At 56.1% G+C, this 17,226-nt stretch carries 24 protein-coding genes and 1 pseudogene; all 25 read right to left on the bottom strand.

From position 1 onward, the window contains the following. Positions 1-11: 11 nt before the first annotated feature. Positions 12-929 carry a motility associated factor glycosyltransferase family protein gene (locus OMP40_RS22695; RefSeq protein ID WP_277534743.1) on the bottom strand — a complete coding sequence of 306 codons (918 nt, stop codon included), beginning with the start codon at positions 927-929 and terminating at the stop codon, positions 12-14. Further along, positions 922-1,137, bottom strand: coding sequence for a hypothetical protein (locus OMP40_RS42135; protein WP_420872012.1), 216 nt, complete (start codon positions 1,135-1,137; stop codon positions 922-924). The genes OMP40_RS22695 and OMP40_RS42135 overlap by 8 nt, the downstream gene beginning before the upstream one ends. Further along, complete coding sequence (locus OMP40_RS22690; RefSeq protein WP_277534741.1) at positions 1,103-1,516, bottom strand: hypothetical protein; 414 nt, start codon at positions 1,514-1,516, stop codon at positions 1,103-1,105. The genes OMP40_RS42135 and OMP40_RS22690 overlap by 35 nt, the downstream gene beginning before the upstream one ends. After that, positions 1,449-1,829 (bottom strand): hypothetical protein, encoded by a 381-nt coding sequence (locus OMP40_RS22685; protein WP_277534738.1) that lies wholly within the window; start codon positions 1,827-1,829, stop codon positions 1,449-1,451. The genes OMP40_RS22690 and OMP40_RS22685 overlap by 68 nt, the downstream gene beginning before the upstream one ends. 114 nt (positions 1,830-1,943) lie before the next feature. Further along, on the bottom strand, positions 1,944-2,264 hold the full coding sequence (locus tag OMP40_RS22680; RefSeq protein ID WP_277534736.1) for a hypothetical protein: 321 nt from the start codon (positions 2,262-2,264) through the stop codon (positions 1,944-1,946). A 1-nt stretch (position 2,265) separates the two neighbouring features. Beyond that, positions 2,266-2,667, bottom strand: a complete 402-nt coding sequence (fliS, locus tag OMP40_RS22675) for a flagellar export chaperone FliS (protein ID WP_277534734.1) — start codon at positions 2,665-2,667, stop codon at positions 2,266-2,268. Between the two features lie 14 nt (positions 2,668-2,681). Next, positions 2,682-3,866, bottom strand: coding sequence for a flagellar filament capping protein FliD (gene fliD, locus OMP40_RS22670; RefSeq protein WP_277534973.1), 1,185 nt, complete (start codon positions 3,864-3,866; stop codon positions 2,682-2,684). Further along, positions 3,846-4,055 (bottom strand): annotated as a pseudogene (locus OMP40_RS22665) (flagellar cap protein FliD N-terminal domain-containing protein); the annotation flags it as partial. The gene fliD and the pseudogene OMP40_RS22665, both read right to left, overlap by 21 nt. Then, the gene (locus OMP40_RS42130; RefSeq protein ID WP_420872031.1) at positions 4,006-4,143 is read right to left on the bottom strand and encodes a flagellar cap protein FliD N-terminal domain-containing protein; all 138 of its coding nucleotides are present in this window, start codon (positions 4,141-4,143) and stop codon (positions 4,006-4,008) included. The pseudogene OMP40_RS22665 and the gene OMP40_RS42130, both read right to left, overlap by 50 nt. A gap of 26 nt (positions 4,144-4,169) precedes the next feature. Next, on the bottom strand, positions 4,170-4,550 hold the full coding sequence (locus OMP40_RS22660) for a flagellar protein FlaG (RefSeq protein ID WP_277534732.1): 381 nt from the start codon (positions 4,548-4,550) through the stop codon (positions 4,170-4,172). Positions 4,551-4,676: 126 nt separating this feature from the next. Then, entirely contained in the window at positions 4,677-5,447 is a 771-nt protein-coding gene (locus OMP40_RS22655) for a flagellin N-terminal helical domain-containing protein (RefSeq protein WP_277534731.1), read from the bottom strand. A gap of 128 nt (positions 5,448-5,575) precedes the next feature. Then, complete coding sequence (gene csrA / locus OMP40_RS22650) at positions 5,576-5,818, bottom strand: carbon storage regulator CsrA (protein ID WP_277534730.1); 243 nt, start codon at positions 5,816-5,818, stop codon at positions 5,576-5,578. A gap of 3 nt (positions 5,819-5,821) precedes the next feature. Beyond that, positions 5,822-6,271, bottom strand: a complete 450-nt coding sequence (fliW, locus tag OMP40_RS22645) for a flagellar assembly protein FliW (RefSeq protein ID WP_277534729.1) — start codon at positions 6,269-6,271, stop codon at positions 5,822-5,824. Positions 6,272-6,357: 86 nt separating this feature from the next. Next, positions 6,358-6,930: a DUF6470 family protein gene (locus OMP40_RS22640; RefSeq protein WP_277534728.1), complete on the bottom strand. Its 573-nt coding sequence runs from the start codon at positions 6,928-6,930 to the stop codon at positions 6,358-6,360. Between the two features lie 23 nt (positions 6,931-6,953). Beyond that, the gene (flgL, locus tag OMP40_RS22635; RefSeq protein ID WP_338131208.1) at positions 6,954-7,850 is read right to left on the bottom strand and encodes a flagellar hook-associated protein FlgL; all 897 of its coding nucleotides are present in this window, start codon (positions 7,848-7,850) and stop codon (positions 6,954-6,956) included. Between the two features lie 69 nt (positions 7,851-7,919). Then, positions 7,920-9,479, bottom strand: coding sequence for a flagellar hook-associated protein FlgK (gene flgK / locus OMP40_RS22630; protein WP_277534726.1), 1,560 nt, complete (start codon positions 9,477-9,479; stop codon positions 7,920-7,922). Between the two features lie 40 nt (positions 9,480-9,519). After that, positions 9,520-10,026, bottom strand: coding sequence for a flagellar protein FlgN (locus OMP40_RS22625; RefSeq protein WP_277534723.1), 507 nt, complete (start codon positions 10,024-10,026; stop codon positions 9,520-9,522). 11 nt (positions 10,027-10,037) lie between these two features. Next, positions 10,038-10,319 carry a flagellar biosynthesis anti-sigma factor FlgM gene (gene flgM / locus OMP40_RS22620; RefSeq protein ID WP_277534721.1) on the bottom strand — a complete coding sequence of 94 codons (282 nt, stop codon included), beginning with the start codon at positions 10,317-10,319 and terminating at the stop codon, positions 10,038-10,040. Positions 10,320-10,430: 111 nt separating this feature from the next. Further along, positions 10,431-10,847, bottom strand: coding sequence for a TIGR03826 family flagellar region protein (locus OMP40_RS22615; protein ID WP_277534720.1), 417 nt, complete (start codon positions 10,845-10,847; stop codon positions 10,431-10,433). A 112-nt stretch (positions 10,848-10,959) separates the two neighbouring features. Further along, a complete protein-coding gene (locus OMP40_RS22610; RefSeq protein WP_277534717.1) occupies positions 10,960-11,427 on the bottom strand; it encodes a ComF family protein in 468 nt (155 codons plus the stop codon). Between the two features lie 300 nt (positions 11,428-11,727). Continuing rightward, complete coding sequence (locus OMP40_RS22605) at positions 11,728-14,052, bottom strand: helicase-related protein (protein ID WP_277534715.1); 2,325 nt, start codon at positions 14,050-14,052, stop codon at positions 11,728-11,730. Positions 14,053-14,259: 207 nt separating this feature from the next. After that, entirely contained in the window at positions 14,260-14,775 is a 516-nt protein-coding gene (locus OMP40_RS22600; RefSeq protein WP_277534713.1) for a hypothetical protein, read from the bottom strand. A 288-nt stretch (positions 14,776-15,063) separates the two neighbouring features. Beyond that, complete coding sequence (locus OMP40_RS22595) at positions 15,064-16,428, bottom strand: dicarboxylate/amino acid:cation symporter (RefSeq protein ID WP_277534971.1); 1,365 nt, start codon at positions 16,426-16,428, stop codon at positions 15,064-15,066. Between the two features lie 28 nt (positions 16,429-16,456). Further along, positions 16,457-16,732 carry a TlpA family protein disulfide reductase gene (locus tag OMP40_RS22590; protein ID WP_277534711.1) on the bottom strand — a complete coding sequence of 92 codons (276 nt, stop codon included), beginning with the start codon at positions 16,730-16,732 and terminating at the stop codon, positions 16,457-16,459. Then, the gene (locus OMP40_RS22585) at positions 16,707-17,063 is read right to left on the bottom strand and encodes a redoxin domain-containing protein (RefSeq protein WP_420872011.1); all 357 of its coding nucleotides are present in this window, start codon (positions 17,061-17,063) and stop codon (positions 16,707-16,709) included. Before OMP40_RS22585 ends, OMP40_RS22590 begins: the two co-directional genes overlap by 26 nt. Between the last annotated feature and the right edge of the window lie 163 nt (positions 17,064-17,226).

Raw genomic sequence — 17,226 nt, 5'->3', positions numbered from 1 at the left:
CCATCAGTTGTTTAAAAAAACAACGGTTTCAACTTATTAGATTGCAATTCGGCCTCGATCTCCACAAGCGGTCGGAAGACGGTGTTCTCTATGCGGGCACCTAGGCTAGATGAGTTCGTGAAACGAAGAGTTGGATATTTGGCAAGTAAGTCCTCAATATCTCGAAGCGTTAAAAGCATGCTCTCCGTCGTCTGGTTGACACCGCCGTGTACGTTCTCAATTTGCAATGTTGCAAGGCTATGGATATAGGTATGATGGCCTTCGTCTACGTGCTTGGCTCCGACAGCGTATACCGACTTTGTCGGATAGGATAAATCCTGCCCAGTAAACACGACATGCTCGCAACCCATGAATATGGCCGCCTGGATTGCAGTACCCGTAACCGAATGCGTTGAGGCGAACACCGCTTCTTCCTGCGTCACGCCCATCAGCACTTGCGTGATCATATCGTTGGTAAAGAAGGCATGTATCAAATTGTCCGTTTTCTTTTCAATGATGCGATATTCCAACTGCGGCGTGTACAGCATGGGAATTTCATCAAGGTTCAAATGAGAGAAAGCGTTGTAGTTAGGTACACCGCCGTCGATTGAAACTACAAGATGAGGCTCAATCCCAAAGTGCAACAAGGACTGAATACTGGTTCCTGCAGCAATAATGAGAGCATGATTACGCAGCTTTTTTAAAACCTCGATATCTTTTTCAAGCGACGGCCCTGCCCCAACGATGACCGCGGTAATGCCAGACAATTTCCCTCGCAGGCCGTTAAGCGGCTGTGAATCCAAGTTTACGGAAAGATTGTTTAAAATATTGCGTATCCATGACATGCCCGCATTTTGCAACAATGATTGGGAATACGCATAATTGAGCACAGCTTCTCTGGCTCTCTGGTTGAAAACACGACGAGCGTCACGATCCAGTCTGTCATACACAGATAGAGAAAGCGTCGCCGTTTCCCCTTTCATAAACCTTAGAAAACGATAAAAAAAATTGATCTATCGTATTTTTATCGGCACCGACAGCCAGACCTTTCAAAGGTATTCCTGCGAATGTGGATTGGAAGTCAATATGGTGCATAGCAGCCAAGAAGATTTGCATATCAGGTTCATATACATAATATTGATGGCCTTGATTGAGCAAACCAAGTTCTTTTAAGTGATAACCAAACCCTAAACCATATAAAATAACGTTCTTTTTTGCCGATTAATTGAGGTGCAGTGGCTATCGCCCACTTGGCAGCTTCGTTTGCCGGGTCATAAACGCTGTAATATACAATCTCATCGTTATTTTGCAACCGGATTGCCAGATTTGCTTCCCCGTTTTCAGAATATATCGTTCTATAGTTTTCAGAAATTATTTCTGTATCCGAGACATTATAATACACGGATGGAAAATGCTCCTCCAAAAATGCCAAATTAGCACGGAAGCGGAGAGTCAGCTGATCGGCACTCTCACCGAGTTGAAGCAACAACCGCTGAAGAAGGGGGGATAAGTTCAAACTTAAATATATCGCCAGCACCCACATAATCTTCCTGGTCCGTGCATTGGTTCATCCGCTGGAATTCTCCATTGAGTTTAAGAGAAAACTCTTGCATGTCCCAACCGTTCACAGAGAAATGATGCATTTCGCCGAATTGAGTCGATATGGTCTGAGCGGTTCGATACAAATCATCCATAGCTTGGAGTACATCCCCGAGCAGGCTCCAAGTATCATCATTCATAGGCGCATAAAAACGATCGGAAAGCTCGATTGCCGCCCTAATTAGACGAGGAATAAATTGTCGAAGCTCCTCGAGCGTGTCTGCCAATTGTTGATTTTGTTCCGTTCCCATTCTGACTCCCCCCATCGTGCTTGCTGCTATTGATTATATCGGTTCTTTCTGGCAAAACCATAAGAAAAACCGCCAGGAAAAAAACACCTCCTAGCGGCTCATTATTGCAGCTTTCTATTTGCGTTTGTCGAAAAAAAACGAATTGACCGGTGCGTGTGCTTCATACCTGCTTTTTTGAAGACGAGAATTCTGGATTTGCTCCAACCCTCTAGCAGCTTCATCACGAAGTTCGACCATCCGATCAACGATCAAGTCATGACGCACTTGGATCATTTGAATCTTGGTGCGGTCCTCATCTGTAACTACCCGTCCTTGCAATTCTTGAATGACCTCATCTCGCAGAGCAACTAAATTTTCCAACCCTTCGGGAGTGGCCTCTTCAATTTGCATGGATAACCGCTCGGTCAGAACTAATAGAACATCCAGCTTATTCATTTCAAGCACTTCCACCTTGTATTGCACCCTGCTCCGCCGCGGCCAACTTAGCAGTCTGTCTCCAAGCTTCTCTTAAATCGTTAAGATGTTCAGTCACTTCATCCGCGCACCTTGCATCCTTCTTAATGTTTGCCTGTATCAGGGTATGAAGAAAGTATTCATACAAGCTGGCGAGGTTTTTCGACACCTCAAAATCAAAATTAAGAGACGCTGTTAACTCATGAATAACCGATTGCGCTTTTTTCAAATTTAAGTTTGCCGTATTATAATCCTTGGCGCGAATAGCCTCGGCACTTGCCCTCGTATATCGAATAGCGCCGTCATACAACATAAGCACTAACTGAATAGGCGTAGATGTCTGAACAGAGGATTGCTGATAAGCTTGGTAAGGCGACTTTAACAAAGGAATTTCCCCCCTTAGTTCATGAAGCTGGATAGACTGGATGACTGAGTATTCATTTTGTTAATCGCCGTTTCCATCGCTGTGAATTTCTTATAATACTGCGTTTCTTTATCGCTCAGGCGTGCAGCCAGATCGGTTTCTCGATTTTTCATGGATCGAATCGTATCGCTTAGCAAAGAGTTTTCAATAAAGTCGGCAGTCGTATCGGAGCTTGTTGTGAGCGTACCCGCCTTCTCAGAAAGTTGCTTTAAGGCGGTCATTGTAAACTGTGTAAGCTTTTGAAAGATGCCCACGCCCGACATATCAGCCGTCACTTTCGTTCCCGTCGGAGCCGCCTTTGTGAACATATCGATAATTTTCTGCGGATCGGCCTCAATGGCCTCTTTTAATTTATTCTCATCTTGAATAACGAGCTTGCCCTGCGTTGTATAGTCGCCTGTCGTTATGCCGATTGACGTTAGATTCGTTTTGGTCTGGTAGTCTGCCATCGTAGCGATTCGCATCTGGCTGACAAGCCCGCTCAATATGTTATCGTTTTTCAACAAGCCGCTATGCGCTTTTTCTTCCCACATCGTAATTTGGCTTTCTTTCATTTCGCTTTTTTCGTCTTCCGTTAACGGCATAAAGTCGCGATACGTTTTTTCTCCAAGCTTGCCGTTGATCGTACCAATCAGGGTATTATAGTCATTAATAAAAGACTTGATTGTGTTTAAAATGGTCGTGGTATCCGTCTTAACGGATACTGTCGTCGGATCGCTCGAGCTTGTCTGGTTCCGCACTGTAAAATTAATCCCGTTCATGTCAAACGTATTAGAGGCTTGTTTATAAGTGATACCATTTATCGTTGCTTTAGCATCCACACCGTCTTTGGGGTCTGCAGTAAAGTTACCGAATGTACTGAGTGTGACTTGCCCTTCCCCGGTATTTTTGCTGACTAACGAGAACTGTCCAGTCGCATCGTTGAAACTGGCGGTCACGTTTGTTGATTTGTCTGCATTAATTTTCGCCGCCAGCGTCGCCAAAGTGTCCTTAGTGGTATCGACGGTGATCGTAGACGTGCCTCCGGACGGTTGATTAATCGTAATCGTATTGCTTGCAAAACCAAGATCATCTAGCGTCTTATTTGTTGTCGGCAATGCAGCGTTGTATGAGTATACCGTATAGGCTGATTTGGCAACCGCATCTACGGATACATTCATCGTTCCTGATGCAGTGCTTGAAGTCGAGTTGACCGTGATCGCATTGGTATTGCCCGTCACATCGCTAGTCTTGGCACCGATGCTCGCGGACAGCGAATAATTGGAAAGCTTGTTATTGCGAAAATCGACAATTTTAGCGTTAATATCGCGATATGCTTCTCGTTGCCACTCGACCTTTGTGCGCTTTTTTGACCATCGTGTCCAGAGAAGTCCGCTCGGCCTTCATGAGCTTAGACACCAGACTATCAATATCGAGCCCCGATGCTAAGCCGCTCATTCTCGTTACCATTCGTTAAACCTCCTTTAAACCTTTTCATCAATCAATATACCGTTAATCTCCATGAACTTGGCCACCAGGTCCAACGTTTTCTCTGGAGGAATCTCGCGGATTAATTCTCCGGTTTCTTTATTCATGACTTTAATAACGACGGTCTTCGTTTCCTTATGCATGGACATCTCTAGGGAGGTGTTGGGGCCTTGAAGGGCCGTTAAAATCTTGTCCAGCTTTTTAATGACCTGTTCGTCTCCTGCCGTGACATGTTCGCCCGATAACGAAGCTTTTTGCAAAGCTTCTACGGTCGTAACGCTGTTCAGATCGGCGCTAGGCACGCCGCCTGGCGTTGATACCATACTTTTTTCAAAGTAGTTGGATTGCGGACCAGAACCCGCAGAAGAAATATTCATAGACACCCTATCCACCCCGCACTCAGAAATGTTTCTATTCCATTTATCGGAATGATTTCACCTTATCATTAGCTATAACAAAAAAAAGAAGCCTTAGCGTAGCTAAGACTTCTAGAAATACTGAGATTAACGAAGCAAGGACAGAACGCCTTGCGGCTGCGAGTTGGCTTGCGCCAGCATCGCTTGGGAAGCTTGAAGCAGAATGTTGTTCTTCGTGAGGTTAACCATTTCCTTCGCCATGTCCGTATCGCGGATACGGGATTCAGCGGCGGTCAGGTTCTCCACCGTCGTGCCCAGGTTGTTGGACGTGTACTCGAGACGGTTTTGCTTAGCACCCAGCTTAGCGCGCTCGGTGGACGTGTTCTTAATTGCGTCTTCGATGTTCGTCAGGGTCGAGGAGCTCGACAGACCGGTGATGCCGGTCGTGCTTACGGTGTCGATCGAGATCGTAACGCCGGAAGTGTCGCTGATTTGGATCGTAGCGCCGGACGTGATGTTGATGCCGTTGAACTTCGTTTCGGAGAAGATCTTGTCGATTTGCTGACCCAGTTGATCCAGCTCTTGGTCGATGTTCGCCTTGTCGCCGGAGGAGTACGTGCCGTTCAGCTTTTGAACGTTCAGTTCCTTCATCCGGGACAACATGGAGCTGACTTCGTTCATCGCGCCTTCAGCCGTTTGTACAAAGGACACGCCGTCTTGAACGTTGCGTTGCGCTTGTTCGAGACCGCGGATTTGACCGCGCATTTTTTCGGATACGGCCAGGCCGGCTGCGTCGTCGGCAGCGCGGTTGATGCGGAGACCGGAAGACAGCTTCTCCATGTTCTTTCCGGCAGCATCGGTGTTCAGACCCATGTTGCGGTGCGTGTTCAGTGCGGTGATGTTGTGGTTAATACGCATGATAAATTTCCTCCCTGAATGTTGGTTTGCCGCTTCCTTGCGGCTTGCCGGGGATTAGGTCGTACGCCCCAACCCCGTCATGCTATTTTTATCGGCAGCATTCAGCAACGGTTTAATAGAGAAACCGATTATTTTTGTGATTTTTTTTGAAGAACATCGGACACCCCTGCAAAGTCCAATGTATGCGGCAATCCGACGGACTCCTTATTACTTTCCTTTACCGAAGTCAGCAGCTCGGAGCGCAAAATCTGCACATCGCGCGGCGCAGCGATTCCGAGCTTGATCGTGTCTCCTTCAACCTCCAGGATCGTGAGCTCGATCCCTTCTCCGATCAAAATGGACTGTCCTTTTTTCCGAGATAGGACGAGCATCGGTCATTCTCCCTTCGCGGCGCCCGCAGCGGCCGGGAACAGCCGATGACGCGTGGAGTAGGAACTTTGGCCTAGGATAATCTGTTTTCCGAACTGTTTTTGTGTATTGAATACGAGCGGTGCCGTCAGGTTCGCCGTCGCTTCTTTCAGTCCCTGTCTCGCATTAAGAATAACGCGTACGGAAACATCGCTCTGGCTATCCAACGCCAGCTCTCGCAGCACGGCATCAGAGAGTTCGAATTCATAGTCGGAAAAAAAGGCGAACGGGTCGGCCAGCACGAATACCAAATCGGGCTGATCCGCTGACTGCAAATAATTAAAAGACGGGTTTCCCTCAACGCTCACCAGAATGAACCTCCGGCTATCCTCGAAGCCCGGAAGTCCCTCCTCAAAAAAATATAGATTACTCTCGTCAACTTCGATGTCGCCAAAATTAGCCGTCTGAACGATCATCTATCGCTGCCTCCGCTTCGCTAATAAATGTAGAAAGAACGGCAAGCGCATCATAAATGCCGCCTGCCGCTCCCATCATATCATATTTAAGCCATTATATTGATCGACGGCGCGGTGACCGTGACGTTCGGGTACTGCTGCATGTATACGTTGACCGAACCGCGCCGATATTCGATCTCAGGCTTAGACGGACGTATATCGACGTTTTTAGAGCCCGGAATAAACTCCATGTTGAGATCTCTGGGCGTGTAGCTGATCTTGGTGTTGTCCGGTGCCGCGAAGCCGAAAATCTGCAGATCGGGAGCGCCCTCTAAATACTCGTCCAGCGCCTGACTGGCGATGACATTGCCCTTGATCCGAAGATCGCCTGCCTCGTTGCCCTCCGCGACGATACGTTCGAGGTTCTGTCGCGCGACCTGCTGATATTGCGAATAGATTCGCTGCCAGAACGCCTCGGGTTTGCCGCCGGTCAAAGCATTGTCCGTAAGCGTCTTGTCGATGACCAGCGTACCGGAACCATTATCCGCAGTGAAGGAAGGGGGTGTCGATTCGACTTGCATGACCGCCGGGCGCGTACGGATGTCATACTGCCCAGGCTCCGTCGAAATGCCGATCCGTCCGGCCTGCGAACGTATGGATATCTGCGGCAAAGGAATCATGCGTTATCCTCCCACAGATCCGATTAGCCCAGAAAATCCACTAGAGTCGGTTTAATAATCTTCGCGCCGACGGACAACGATGCCTGATAGACGCTCTCGTTTACTTTCGCTTTGATCAAGAGATCTTCCATATCGGCATCTTCCGTCTTGGACTGAAGATCTTGGAGGTTAACGTTCAGGTCTTGAAGACGGTTCTGGAGCAGATCAAGACGGTTGACACGTGCGCCGACTTGCGCTTGTGCGGTCAACACTTTATCCATACGAGAATCCAAAAGGCCTAACTGCGCGGACACGCCCGCTTGATCCCCCGCGCGAAGCTTGGCCGAAATTTGATCCAACACGTTAAAGACATTGTCGTCTTCATACTGCGGAGAAGCGACAGTCGAGGCAGCCGAATTCGGCGGATAGCCGAAAACGTCGTTGCCGCTCAAATTCACCGTCAGTTGAATACCCGCATTGACGATATAATCGAGCTTGCCGGCGTCGGTCATCACCGACGCGGCGTCTGCGCCGTCGGCATAAGGTTTGGTGTCCGTATACTGTCCGTTAAACACGTACTTGCCCTTTAGTTGGCTATTCGCGATATCCTTGAGCTGCGCCTTCAACTGGTCGACTTCGTCGGCGATATTGTTAAGCGCCACCTGCGGATTGGTTCCGTTCGATCCTTGCACCCCAAGCTCTTTGACCCGCTTCAGCACGTCGTTCACCTGAGACAGCACCGTGTCGTTAAAATCGAGCCACGAGGATGCAGCGTCGACGTTGGTCTGGTAAGCTTCGTTCACGGACAGATCCGAACGATACCGAAGCGCATAGGTGATCCCTACGGGATCGTCCGAAGCACGATTGATGTTGCGCCCTGTCGAAAGCTTCTCGGACAAGCTAGAAGATTGATTCAGGTTCGTATTGATATTGCGCAGCAAGCTGCGCCGTGATGGTGCCTTGCGTCACGCGACCCAACATGGGATCGACCTCGCTCTCTCAGTTAGGGATTAGCGTCCGACTACGCCGGTTCCGTTAATGATCTTGTCCAGCGTCTCGTCGATCGTCGTCATGAATCGGGCTGCAGCGCTGTAGGCATGCTGGAACTTAATCAGGTTCGCCATCTCTTCGTCCAGGGAAACGCCGCTGACGGCCTGCCTGCGGGCATCTACCTGGTCGACGACCGCCTGGGTGTTCGTCGTCTGCCGCTGCGCCTCTTGGGATTGAATACCGAGCTGCCCGATGATTGAACTGTACATATCATTGACGGTACCGGTGCCGGTCAAGGCGTCCGGGTTGACCGAGGTGAAGTTAATTTTGGTATCGTTGAACTGGGCCATGAGCAGCGCCAGATTCTTGTTGCCTTTGACGACGGACTCCGTGCCGCCGCTCGTCGCGGTCCGCATCGAAGCGGCGATATTGTTGGCGTCGTTCTGAATGTCCTTGCTCACCATAATATTCCCTGCCGTAAGCGGCGATCCGTCGCTCGAAACGAAGAAAGCGCCAGCCGCCTTGAGCGGATCCTGGTTGGTGTAGCCCAACTGATGGAGACCGTTAAGCCCCTTCACTGTCGCCGTCAAGTCGGAAGCAAGCGTGCGGTTCGTACCGGAATAAGTCACGCCGTTCAGCACAGTGCCTTCCGGCAGCACGGATCCGGCAGGCAACGTCACCGTCATCTCGCCGTTGGCCAGACCGTTCACGAGCGTATCCAATTGACTCTGAAAGCTGCTCACGTATTGATCGCGCGACAAGATCATGCCGTAAAGCTCGCCGCCGGTCAGATCGGAACCGAAAGCTCCTATAACGTCCGCTGCCTCCAAAGTCGTTGGATTGCCGTTGTCCACGAGCACCTGTCCGCCCATCGACACCTGATAGCCGTCCGCCGTCTCGTTGACCGTCACGTTCGCCATCTTGGACAGCTCATCCACCAGGACGTCGCGCTGATCGCGAAGATCGTTCGCGTTGTCGCCGAAGGCTTCGATGCGCTTGATCTGCGTGTTCAGATCCGCGATCGTCTGCAAGGAAGTATTCATCTGGGACACCTTCGTCCCGATGTTGGTCGTCAGGTCGCTTTTCAGGTCGTCGAATTGCCGGTTCATCTGATTGATGGCGTCCGTGAGCGCCAGCGCGTTCTCGCGCACAAGCTTGCGCGCGGTCAGGTTCTCCGGATTTTCGCTCAGATCCTGCCAGGAATTAAAGAAGTTGTCCAACACGGAGCGAAGACCCGAATCCGTCGGTTCGTTCATGATCGTCTCCAGCTTTTGAAGCGTATCCTGCCGGATCGACCAGCTGCCGTTGTTTTGATTTTCGTTGCGGAACTGGTTGTCCAGGTAACTCTCGCGAATACGCGTAATCGACGAAAACTCGACGCCCGTGCCCAGTTGTCCCGGCGAGGTCGAGTGCGTAAGACCCGGCGCCTCGATCGGCCGGGAAGCGACCATATTGACCGTCTGGCGGGAATAGCCCGTCGTGTTGGCGTTGGCTACGTTCTGCCCCGTCGTCTGAAGGGCGGCTTGCTGCGTAAACAAACTGCGTTTGGCCGTCTCTATGGCATGAAAAGTTGATCTCAAAGCGCTTCATCCCCTATCTCGGTTGTATAAATGCGCGATCTCAGGCGCGCGTATCGAACGATCTCCGGGACGCTCCGCCCACATACCCTTGGCCTGCCGACGGCGGCGCGTATGTGATCTCCTGCTCGGAAGGCCCGGTGATCAAATCCAATTCGTACCGGATGAGCTCAAGGGATTGCTGGATCAGCAGCTGATTGCGCTCGTTGATCACCTTCAGCTCGTTGTGCCGCTCCTTCAGCCTGGCCGCCAGCGTGCGAAGCTCCGTCTTATGGTCGGCCCTGGGCACTGCTTGAATGAGATCGGACAATCTGCTGCCCGGCCGTGCCGTCAGCCCGATCTCTTTCCAGCTGTCGGCAGCCGAACTGCCCATCTCCCGGAAGCTGTCCTCCAGACGGGCGATGAGCCGGGTCTCCTTGGCGGTGAGCGCCATCAAGGCGTCCACGTCGTTCCGAACGACGATCGTCACCTTGTCCCGGGCGAGCTGAAGCAATTCGTCGTGGATGTCGATCAAGCTGTTCAGCGCGATCAGCAAGCCTTGAAAACTCAAGGGGATTCACCTCATTCTTGGGGTGGGATGGGCCGGAAGAAAGGCAGCATCTTCTCTGCCAGCTTCGAACTGTCGACGTGGTACGTCCCGGTGGATACTTCCTGCTTCAAGCTCTCGATCCGTTCTGCGCGCTCCGCGCCCTGGGCTCCTTGGGCGCCCAGCAGTTCCTTCGCTTCCTCGGAGATCTGCACCTGGTCCTTGCGCTTCGGCCCCGTCTGGCCGCCCGGACGCACTTCGTTGTTATTCTGATAGGCTCTATAGGCGCCTATACGCTGCGTATCGTTGATTTTCATGTTAAGACTCACCTCGGCGACTTGAAATTTCAGCCCGAATAAATAAAAGACCGATAAACCGTTACAGGTATTATCGGCTGCATCCCGTATGAAGTTAATAGAACGTCATGCCTAATTCCGTTCGTTCAATCGGTCCTTGATTCGATACGTATTCTCGGATCCTGTCGAATCGACGCCTTCGCCTTGCTTCCTGGCGCTGGTCGCGGTCCTGATTTCCGCCTGCAAACGGCTGTGACAGCTCGCGCACATGCCGCCTTCGCGGATGGGAGCGCCGCACATTTCGCAGGGGTAGTGCATGTTGACGGCGTTTTTGAGCGAGATGCGCCCTTCGCGGATGTACTTGGTGATCTGCTTGATGCTGACGCCCGTCGCTTCGGACAGCTCGTTGATCGTGGTGCCTTTGTTTTTCTTCAGATAGTCCAGGCAGCTCTCGTATTGTTTTTCGCCCTTGGCGAAGCAGTCGTTGCATACCTCTCTAATATGGCGAGCGAACAGCTTGCCGCAGCTCGGGCAATTCGCTAGATTCATGAGCAACCTCCGTCCCCGATCCGATGATCGACAGCATTCGATATCGTCCTTTTATTGTAATGGATGCGGGTAGGTCATGTACACTTTTTATTAAAATCGGCGCGCTAAGCCTTCAAGTTCTCGACCAGGCAATCCCGTAGACCTCGGCGCCGGGCGCGGCTTGGAGTATCGCGCGGGCGCAATCGTTCATCGTACTCCCCGTCGTGTAAATGTCGTCCGCGATCAGGATCCGGAGCGGTCTGCCCGGCGGGCGCTCGACTTCAAAGCCCTCCGCAGGCGCGAACAGCCCGCGCATGTCTTCGATGCGTCCGCGGCGCGCCTTGCCGCTCTGCTTGTCCGTATCCCGCGTCCGCTTCAGCAATTCACGGTACGGAATCCCGTACCAAGCGGACACCGCGCCGGCCATGCGCTCGGCCTGATTGAATCCGCGTTCCTCCAGCCTGCCCGGCGCGAGCGGAACGGCGGTGATCAGGTCGAAGGCGCCGCCGAAATCCGCTCGCAGCCGCTCCATGGCGCCCGAAAGCATGGCGGCCATGATCTCGGCGTACCGCTCCGCTCCCCCTGTATTTGAAGTCGGCAAGCCAGCCCTTCATCTCGTCCCGATATTGCACGGCGCATCGCACGCCGTTGAAATAGGTCAGCTTGCGGCGCAGGCAATCCCCGCATCGGCCGGGTCTGCCGCATACGGGACACATCGGAGCCCATATCCAAGGGATGCGGGTCGCGCAAGCGCCGCATAGCCGGTTCAATCGCATTCTCGCCTCCGGATGCCGCACCGGCACGGGAGAGGGAGCCGGCTCGCCGCGCACCTCATGCAGACATACGGGGCATTGCCGAAGAACGGGGTGCAGAAGTCCGTAGACGGCATGGAGCAAGCCCTTCATGAACCGCCGCCTTGTCGACGGATCGGCTTAAACACGCCATTAAGGAGGCTGCCCCAGCGAATGCGCCGGCCCTCGCGCGGCAGGTCGATCAGGTATCCTCCGCTGCGCGCGAGCCGGTTCATCGCGTTCACCTGCCGGATCGCGCCGGCCAGCGCCCGGGTTCGATGCGCGGCGCAAAAGCAGACCCTGCCGTCTGGATCGTCCGCCGAGCGACCGGCGCGTCCGGCCATCTGAACGAGCGCCGCCTCGTCGAACAGCTTGGCATGCGCGTCAAGGATGAAGACGTCGCTGCGCGGGACGGTGACGCCTCGTTCGAGAATCGTCGTCGTCACGAGCAGGCGCAGCTCGCGCTCGCGAAAAGCCATCACTTTATCCCGGCGCTCGTCGTCTTGCGAGGAGGTGCCGTCGATGCTCGCCGCCGGAATGCCCCAGCGCGACGCTTGACGGCGGAATAACGCGACCAGCGCTTCGATCTGCTTGATGTACGGCACGAAGACAAAGACCTGGGCGCCGCGCGCGAGCGACGCCCCGATGCGGGCGTATAGCGCCGCCGCTTGCCTGTCGGCCAAGCGAGAGCTTAAGTTTCGCGCCTTTTTGGCGTCGACGGTTCCGCCACCGCCCCAACGCTTTAACGGCGCCATAGTCAAGACCTGCGGCACCGGCAGCGGATGCCGGTGATAACGGACGGGAACCTTCGCGCATGGCAGACGCCTGGAGCTGACAGCCCGGCGCATGGCCGCGGGCGGCGTCGCGCTGAGCAGTACGGTCGCGCCGTCCGGTTTGCGGGCGGCGGCGGCGGCATAATGAAGCATCGGGTCGCCGTGGTAGGGAAACGCATCGAGCTCGTCGATCAGCACGAGATCGAAGGCTTGACCGAAGCGCATCAGCTGGTGCGTCGTCGCCAGCGTCAGATCGGCCTGCTGCCAGCGGTCCCCGCTGCCGCCGTAGAGCACTGCCATGCTGCGGCTTGGAAACGCCTTCGCCAGCCTCGGCGCCAGCTCGAGCACGACATCCCGGCGCGGCGTCGCGAGCAAGGCGCGTCCGCCCGCGCTGAGCACCGCATCCAGAAGCGGAAAAATCATCTCCGTCTTGCCGGCCCCTGTGACGGCCCATAAGAGAAAGGAACGCGGCTGTATGGCTAATGGATCGCCAAGCGGCGTGTCAAGCTTGGCTGGATCACCGTCGGAAAGTTCGCCCCGAGCCAGACGCCTAGCGTAAAAGTTCAGGCTGGCACGGAGGCGATCCGCTGGGCGCCAATATCCGAACGCATCCCGGCCTGCTGCCCGGGCCGGCCCGCTCCCCGCCTCCAGCAGGAAGCGCACCGCCTGCTCCGAGGCGGCCCGCTGCGCCGGGCTGAGGCCCCAGCGCCCGCAGACGTCCGCCGCGAGCGGCCCGGCTGCTGCCGCGGTCGCCCCGAGCGGCGAAGCCGCCGGCGCCGGGCCGCGCACGAGCAGCCCGCACGCGCGGCTGCGGCCCAGCGCCAGGCACGCCTCGCAGACGGCGCAGGCGGCGCTCCCGCAGGAGGCGCACGCGGTGCGCCTCAGAGCGGCTTCGCCGCTGCCGCATCGCCGGCAGCGCAGGCGCCGTGCCCGCGGCGGCGCGCCGGGCGCGACCGCGGCGCCAAGCCGCAAAGCGCCGAGCAGCGCGCCAAGCTGCAGCAGGCCCGGCAAGCCGGCGCCGGGCGCAATGCCGGGCGCACGGTCGGCGAGCAGCGCCGACGCCTCCGCCTGGAGCAGCGAACGCCCCGCCATCAACGGCATAAGCGTCCGCAACCGCATGGCCTCCAATTTCCCGCCCGCCGCGCCTCTACCGCTCCTGCCGCCGGACAAAGACGAGAGCAGCTCGCAGCCTTCCCCGACGTTCCCAGCCGACGCTCCGCTCTGTTCGCTCATTTCGCCTCTTCCCTGCCGCTCGCCGCGTCCAAGCCCCAGCCCGCTGCGCTTCGCATTTTTGCCCCCTGCCTCCACATCTGCCGATGCCGCTACCGATGACGCTGCCGTTGCCGCATCGCCGCACAAGCGCAGGAGCACCGCCTGCACTTCCGCCTCGCCCCGCTCTCGCTTCCCCGGCTCTCGCTTCCCCTTCAGCGCCGCTTGCAGCCGTCCGCACGCCGCCTCCGCCTCGCCGAGCGGCAGCGCCCGCGCCAGCTTAACGATCGCTCCCGTCGCCCGCGGAAGATCCGCTGCCGCCGGCCCCCAACCCTCGGCTACGCCCCGCCGATAGTCCGGATCGAGCCAGAACCCTTCATCCGTCTCCCAATCGACCGTGCATCTTGCCTGCCAACCCGTTTGCAGCCGTACCGCGTACACCGTCGCCCTCATGCCGCGCCTCCTCCTTTTTCCGAACGCAAAAAAAAGCACACTGCCGCGGCCCTCTCAGGCCATCAGCGAGTGTGCTTCACCCGTTCCTTGCCGTTCCTTGCTGTCCTTGCCGTTCCTTGCTGTTCCTTGCCGTTCCTTGCTGCATTCCTTTGTCCATCCGGCCGGCGCCATACGCACGTTCCGCGCCGAACCGCTCGTTTCCTACCTTTATTGTAGCCGATCGGAAACGGATGTCAATTCCGAAGTTCCCACGTCCCCGCTCTCGCCGTCCCTGTCGCCAACTCCGTCTCCGCCAAGACTCCCGCCTACGCTCCCGCTCCGCGGCAGCTCCATCCATATCGTGTCCGGCCCGTTCCACGCCTCGGCGTACGCCGTCTTCGCCTCTTCCCAGCGCCTGCGCCCCGTCGCGTAATCTTCGCCCGTCTCGGGCAGTTGGCGGATCAGACTCACCCCCGCCTCCGTGCGCACGAGCTTCTCCACGATCGACGCGGTGCCGTCGGCCGCCTCAGGCTCGAGCAGCACCGTAATGCCGATATCCGTCCCCGACAGGCTGCCTTGATAACGGAGCGAGCGAATCACCCACTCGATCTGATCCTCGTGATTGCCCGCGACGATGACATAATGCCGCTTCGCGACCGGTCTGCGCCAATGCCTCAGCAGCCGGTAAGCGCAAGCCGCGGCGACCGCGTAGCAACCTGCGATCCACAACAGCAATCCGATCACAGGAGCCACCTCCTTCGCATGAACTCGGCGGCCCCCGTCCCCGCATCGCGAGACAGTCCTTCCTCTTTCGAAAAGGCCGCGCCGTTATGCGACACTATATGCCGACCGGCACGCAGCGGTTCCCTCGCCCGCCGCCGCGAGTCGCCGCCCCAGACGGGCTCCAGGCGGCGCTTCAGGCGATTGCTCCTGCGTATCGCTCGACCCAAACACAAAAGAGCCTCCGCCCTGCCGCATCCGCAGCAAGCGAAGACCCTCCGAAAACACTATGCAACACAAATCACGCCAGCCTCACGCCGGGTTCAACACCAGATCCTCGTCCTCGTCGCGATTAAACGCTTCGCGGTCGAACTCCCCTTCGGCATTCGCCACGAGCAGCGAGGTGACGGTCGTGCCCGTCGCGTTGACGGCGGTGCGGCCCATGTCGATGAGCGCTTCGACGCCGGCGACGATGCCGATGCCTTCGAGCGGAAGGCCGAGCGCGGTCAGTACGACCGTCGTGGAGATGACGGCCGGTCCCGGCACGCCCGCCACGCCGATCGAAGAGATGATGCTCACGAGCACGAGCACGATGTAATCCGTTCCCGTCAGGTCGATGCCGTACACCTGCGCGGTGAACACCGCCACGATCGCGGGCCAGATGCCGCCGCAGCCGTTAAAGTTGACCGAAGCGCCGAGCGGCGCGACGAAGCTCGCGATCTTTTCCGATACGTGCAGACGCTTGGTGATGACCTCCAGATTGACCGGGAGCACCGCGAAGCTGCTGCGCGTCGTGAAGGCGACGGCGATCGTCGGATAAATCTTTTTGAAGAAGCGAATCGGGTTAACCCGCGCTACGAGCAGCACGAGACCGCCGAACACGAGCACGAAATGAACGATCAACGCCACGTAGGAAGTGACGATGACGCTTCCGAGCTCCTGCAGCGTTTCCCAGCCGTACTTGGCCGTGATGCCCGCGATCAGCGCGAATACGCCGTAAGGCGTCAGCCGGATGATGAACTTGACGACCTGGTGCAGCACCTGCGTCAGCGAAGCGATCAGCTCCCGCACCGGACGGACGGCCTCCGCGTTCCGCGAGCCGACCTTGATGATGGCCACGGCGATGAACAGCGCGAAGATCAGCACCGGCACGACTTTGCCGTTGGCCGCTTCAAGCACGGGGTTGGAGGGCACGAGGTCCAAGATGACCTGGGAGAACGTCGGAATCTCTCTCGCCGCGAAACCTTCCGGCACCGCTTGCTGGATTCCTTTTCCGGGATTGAACAACCGCGCGATCAGCAGCCCGATGATCGAGGCCACGCCGGTCGTGCCGAGGAACCACGCGAACGTTTTGAAACCGATTTTGCGCAAATATTCGAGACTGGTGAGCGAGGCGATACTGCCCACCACGAGCACGAACACGAGCGGAATGACGAGCATCTTGATGAGACTGACGTAGATGCTCCCGAACGTCGTGATCGCTTTGGTGTCCAGGTCGAGATTCTGCAGCAGAATGCCCGCGAGCAGCCCGAGCACAAGTCCCGCGATGACGCGAAGGCCGAAGCCGATCCGTCTCCGGGCCATAAAATAAAGGATGAAAAATACGAAAATCGAAACGACGAAGCTGTACCAGTTCGTCTCGATCGCGGAGAGCAGATTGTTGTCTACGCTGTTCATAAGGTTGATCATCTCTTCCCGATTATTGTCATTCGACGAGCGATTCGAGGACCGAACGCATCTCGTCTTCCTTCATCGTGCCGAGCTTTCGGTAGGCGATGCGTCCTTCCCGATCCACAAACACGGAGACGGGGATGGAGGTCACGCGGTACGCCTTGGACACGCTTTTGTCCGAGTCGAGCAGCACATGGAAAGGATATTCGCCCTTGGCGATATACGCAGCGACCTTGTCGCGATCCTCGCCGATATCGACGGCCACGATCTCAAAGTCCTTGCCTTCAAGCGATTCGTACACTTGCTTCATGGCGGGCATTTCTTTTTTTGCACCATTTGCACCAGGTCGTCCAGAAGTTCAGGTAGACGGCTTTCCCGCGCAGATCCGAGAGCGAGACGGCATTGCCTTCCAGGTCCTTCAGGGTAAAATCGGAGGCCTCCTCCAGCCGGTCCGCTTCCGATTGCTGCGCTTCCGTTGCCTGCGTCTCGGTCAGCCGCTGCTTCTCCGATGCCCCCCGCTCCGATCTTCTGCTTCTCTGTCTGCTGCAGCGCCGACTGTTGCGGCTCCGACTGCTGAATCTCCGTCTGCTGCATCCCCGTCTGCTGCATCCCCGACTGATGCTGCTCCGGCTGCTGTGCATCCGACTGCGTCGTGCCAGGCTGCCCGTCGCTTCCCTGCCCATTCCTAAGCGCCTGCCGGTCCTGCCGAACCTGCGCGTAGCCGCCGTCTCCCTCGCCGAATTCGCTGGAGACGTACAAGGCCGCGGCCAGGAGGACAAGCGCGGCGAAGAGGATCGCCAGTTT

The organism is Cohnella rhizosphaerae, from assembly GCF_029525575.1.
Classification (GTDB): Bacteria; Bacillota; Bacilli; order Paenibacillales; family Paenibacillaceae; genus Cohnella; species Cohnella rhizosphaerae.
This window is presented reverse-complemented; position numbering and strand designations above follow the sequence as displayed.

Coding starts and splice junctions, on each gene's coding strand:
- OMP40_RS22615 (WP_277534720.1), bottom strand. CDS start 10,847: ATGAATCTAGCGAATTGCCCGAGCTGCGGCAAGCTGTTCGCTCGCCAT.
- OMP40_RS22640 (WP_277534728.1), bottom strand. CDS start 6,930: ATGATTCCTTTGCCGCAGATATCCATACGTTCGCAGGCCGGACGGATC.
- OMP40_RS22680 (WP_277534736.1), bottom strand. CDS start 2,264: ATGAATAAGCTGGATGTTCTATTAGTTCTGACCGAGCGGTTATCCATG.
- fliD (WP_277534973.1), bottom strand. CDS start 3,866: ATGAATGTATCCGTAGATGCGGTTGCCAAATCAGCCTATACGGTATAC.
- OMP40_RS22585 (WP_420872011.1), bottom strand. CDS start 17,063: ATGCACAGCAGCCGGAGCAGCATCAGTCGGGGATGCAGCAGACGGGGA.
- OMP40_RS22590 (WP_277534711.1), bottom strand. CDS start 16,732: ATGAAGCAAGTGTACGAATCGCTTGAAGGCAAGGACTTTGAGATCGTG.
- OMP40_RS22595 (WP_277534971.1), bottom strand. CDS start 16,428: ATGAACAGCGTAGACAACAATCTGCTCTCCGCGATCGAGACGAACTGG.
- flgM (WP_277534721.1), bottom strand. CDS start 10,319: ATGAAAATCAACGATACGCAGCGTATAGGCGCCTATAGAGCCTATCAG.
- fliW (WP_277534729.1), bottom strand. CDS start 6,271: ATGATCGTTCAGACGGCTAATTTTGGCGACATCGAAGTTGACGAGAGT.
- OMP40_RS42130 (WP_420872031.1), bottom strand. CDS start 4,143: ATGAGCGGCTTAGCATCGGGGCTCGATATTGATAGTCTGGTGTCTAAG.
- OMP40_RS22605 (WP_277534715.1), bottom strand. CDS start 14,052: ATGAGGGCGACGGTGTACGCGGTACGGCTGCAAACGGGTTGGCAGGCA.
- csrA (WP_277534730.1), bottom strand. CDS start 5,818: ATGCTCGTCCTATCTCGGAAAAAAGGACAGTCCATTTTGATCGGAGAA.
- OMP40_RS22685 (WP_277534738.1), bottom strand. CDS start 1,829: ATGGGAACGGAACAAAATCAACAATTGGCAGACACGCTCGAGGAGCTT.
- OMP40_RS22660 (WP_277534732.1), bottom strand. CDS start 4,550: ATGAATATTTCTTCTGCGGGTTCTGGTCCGCAATCCAACTACTTTGAA.
- OMP40_RS22655 (WP_277534731.1), bottom strand. CDS start 5,447: ATGCGTATTAACCACAACATCACCGCACTGAACACGCACCGCAACATG.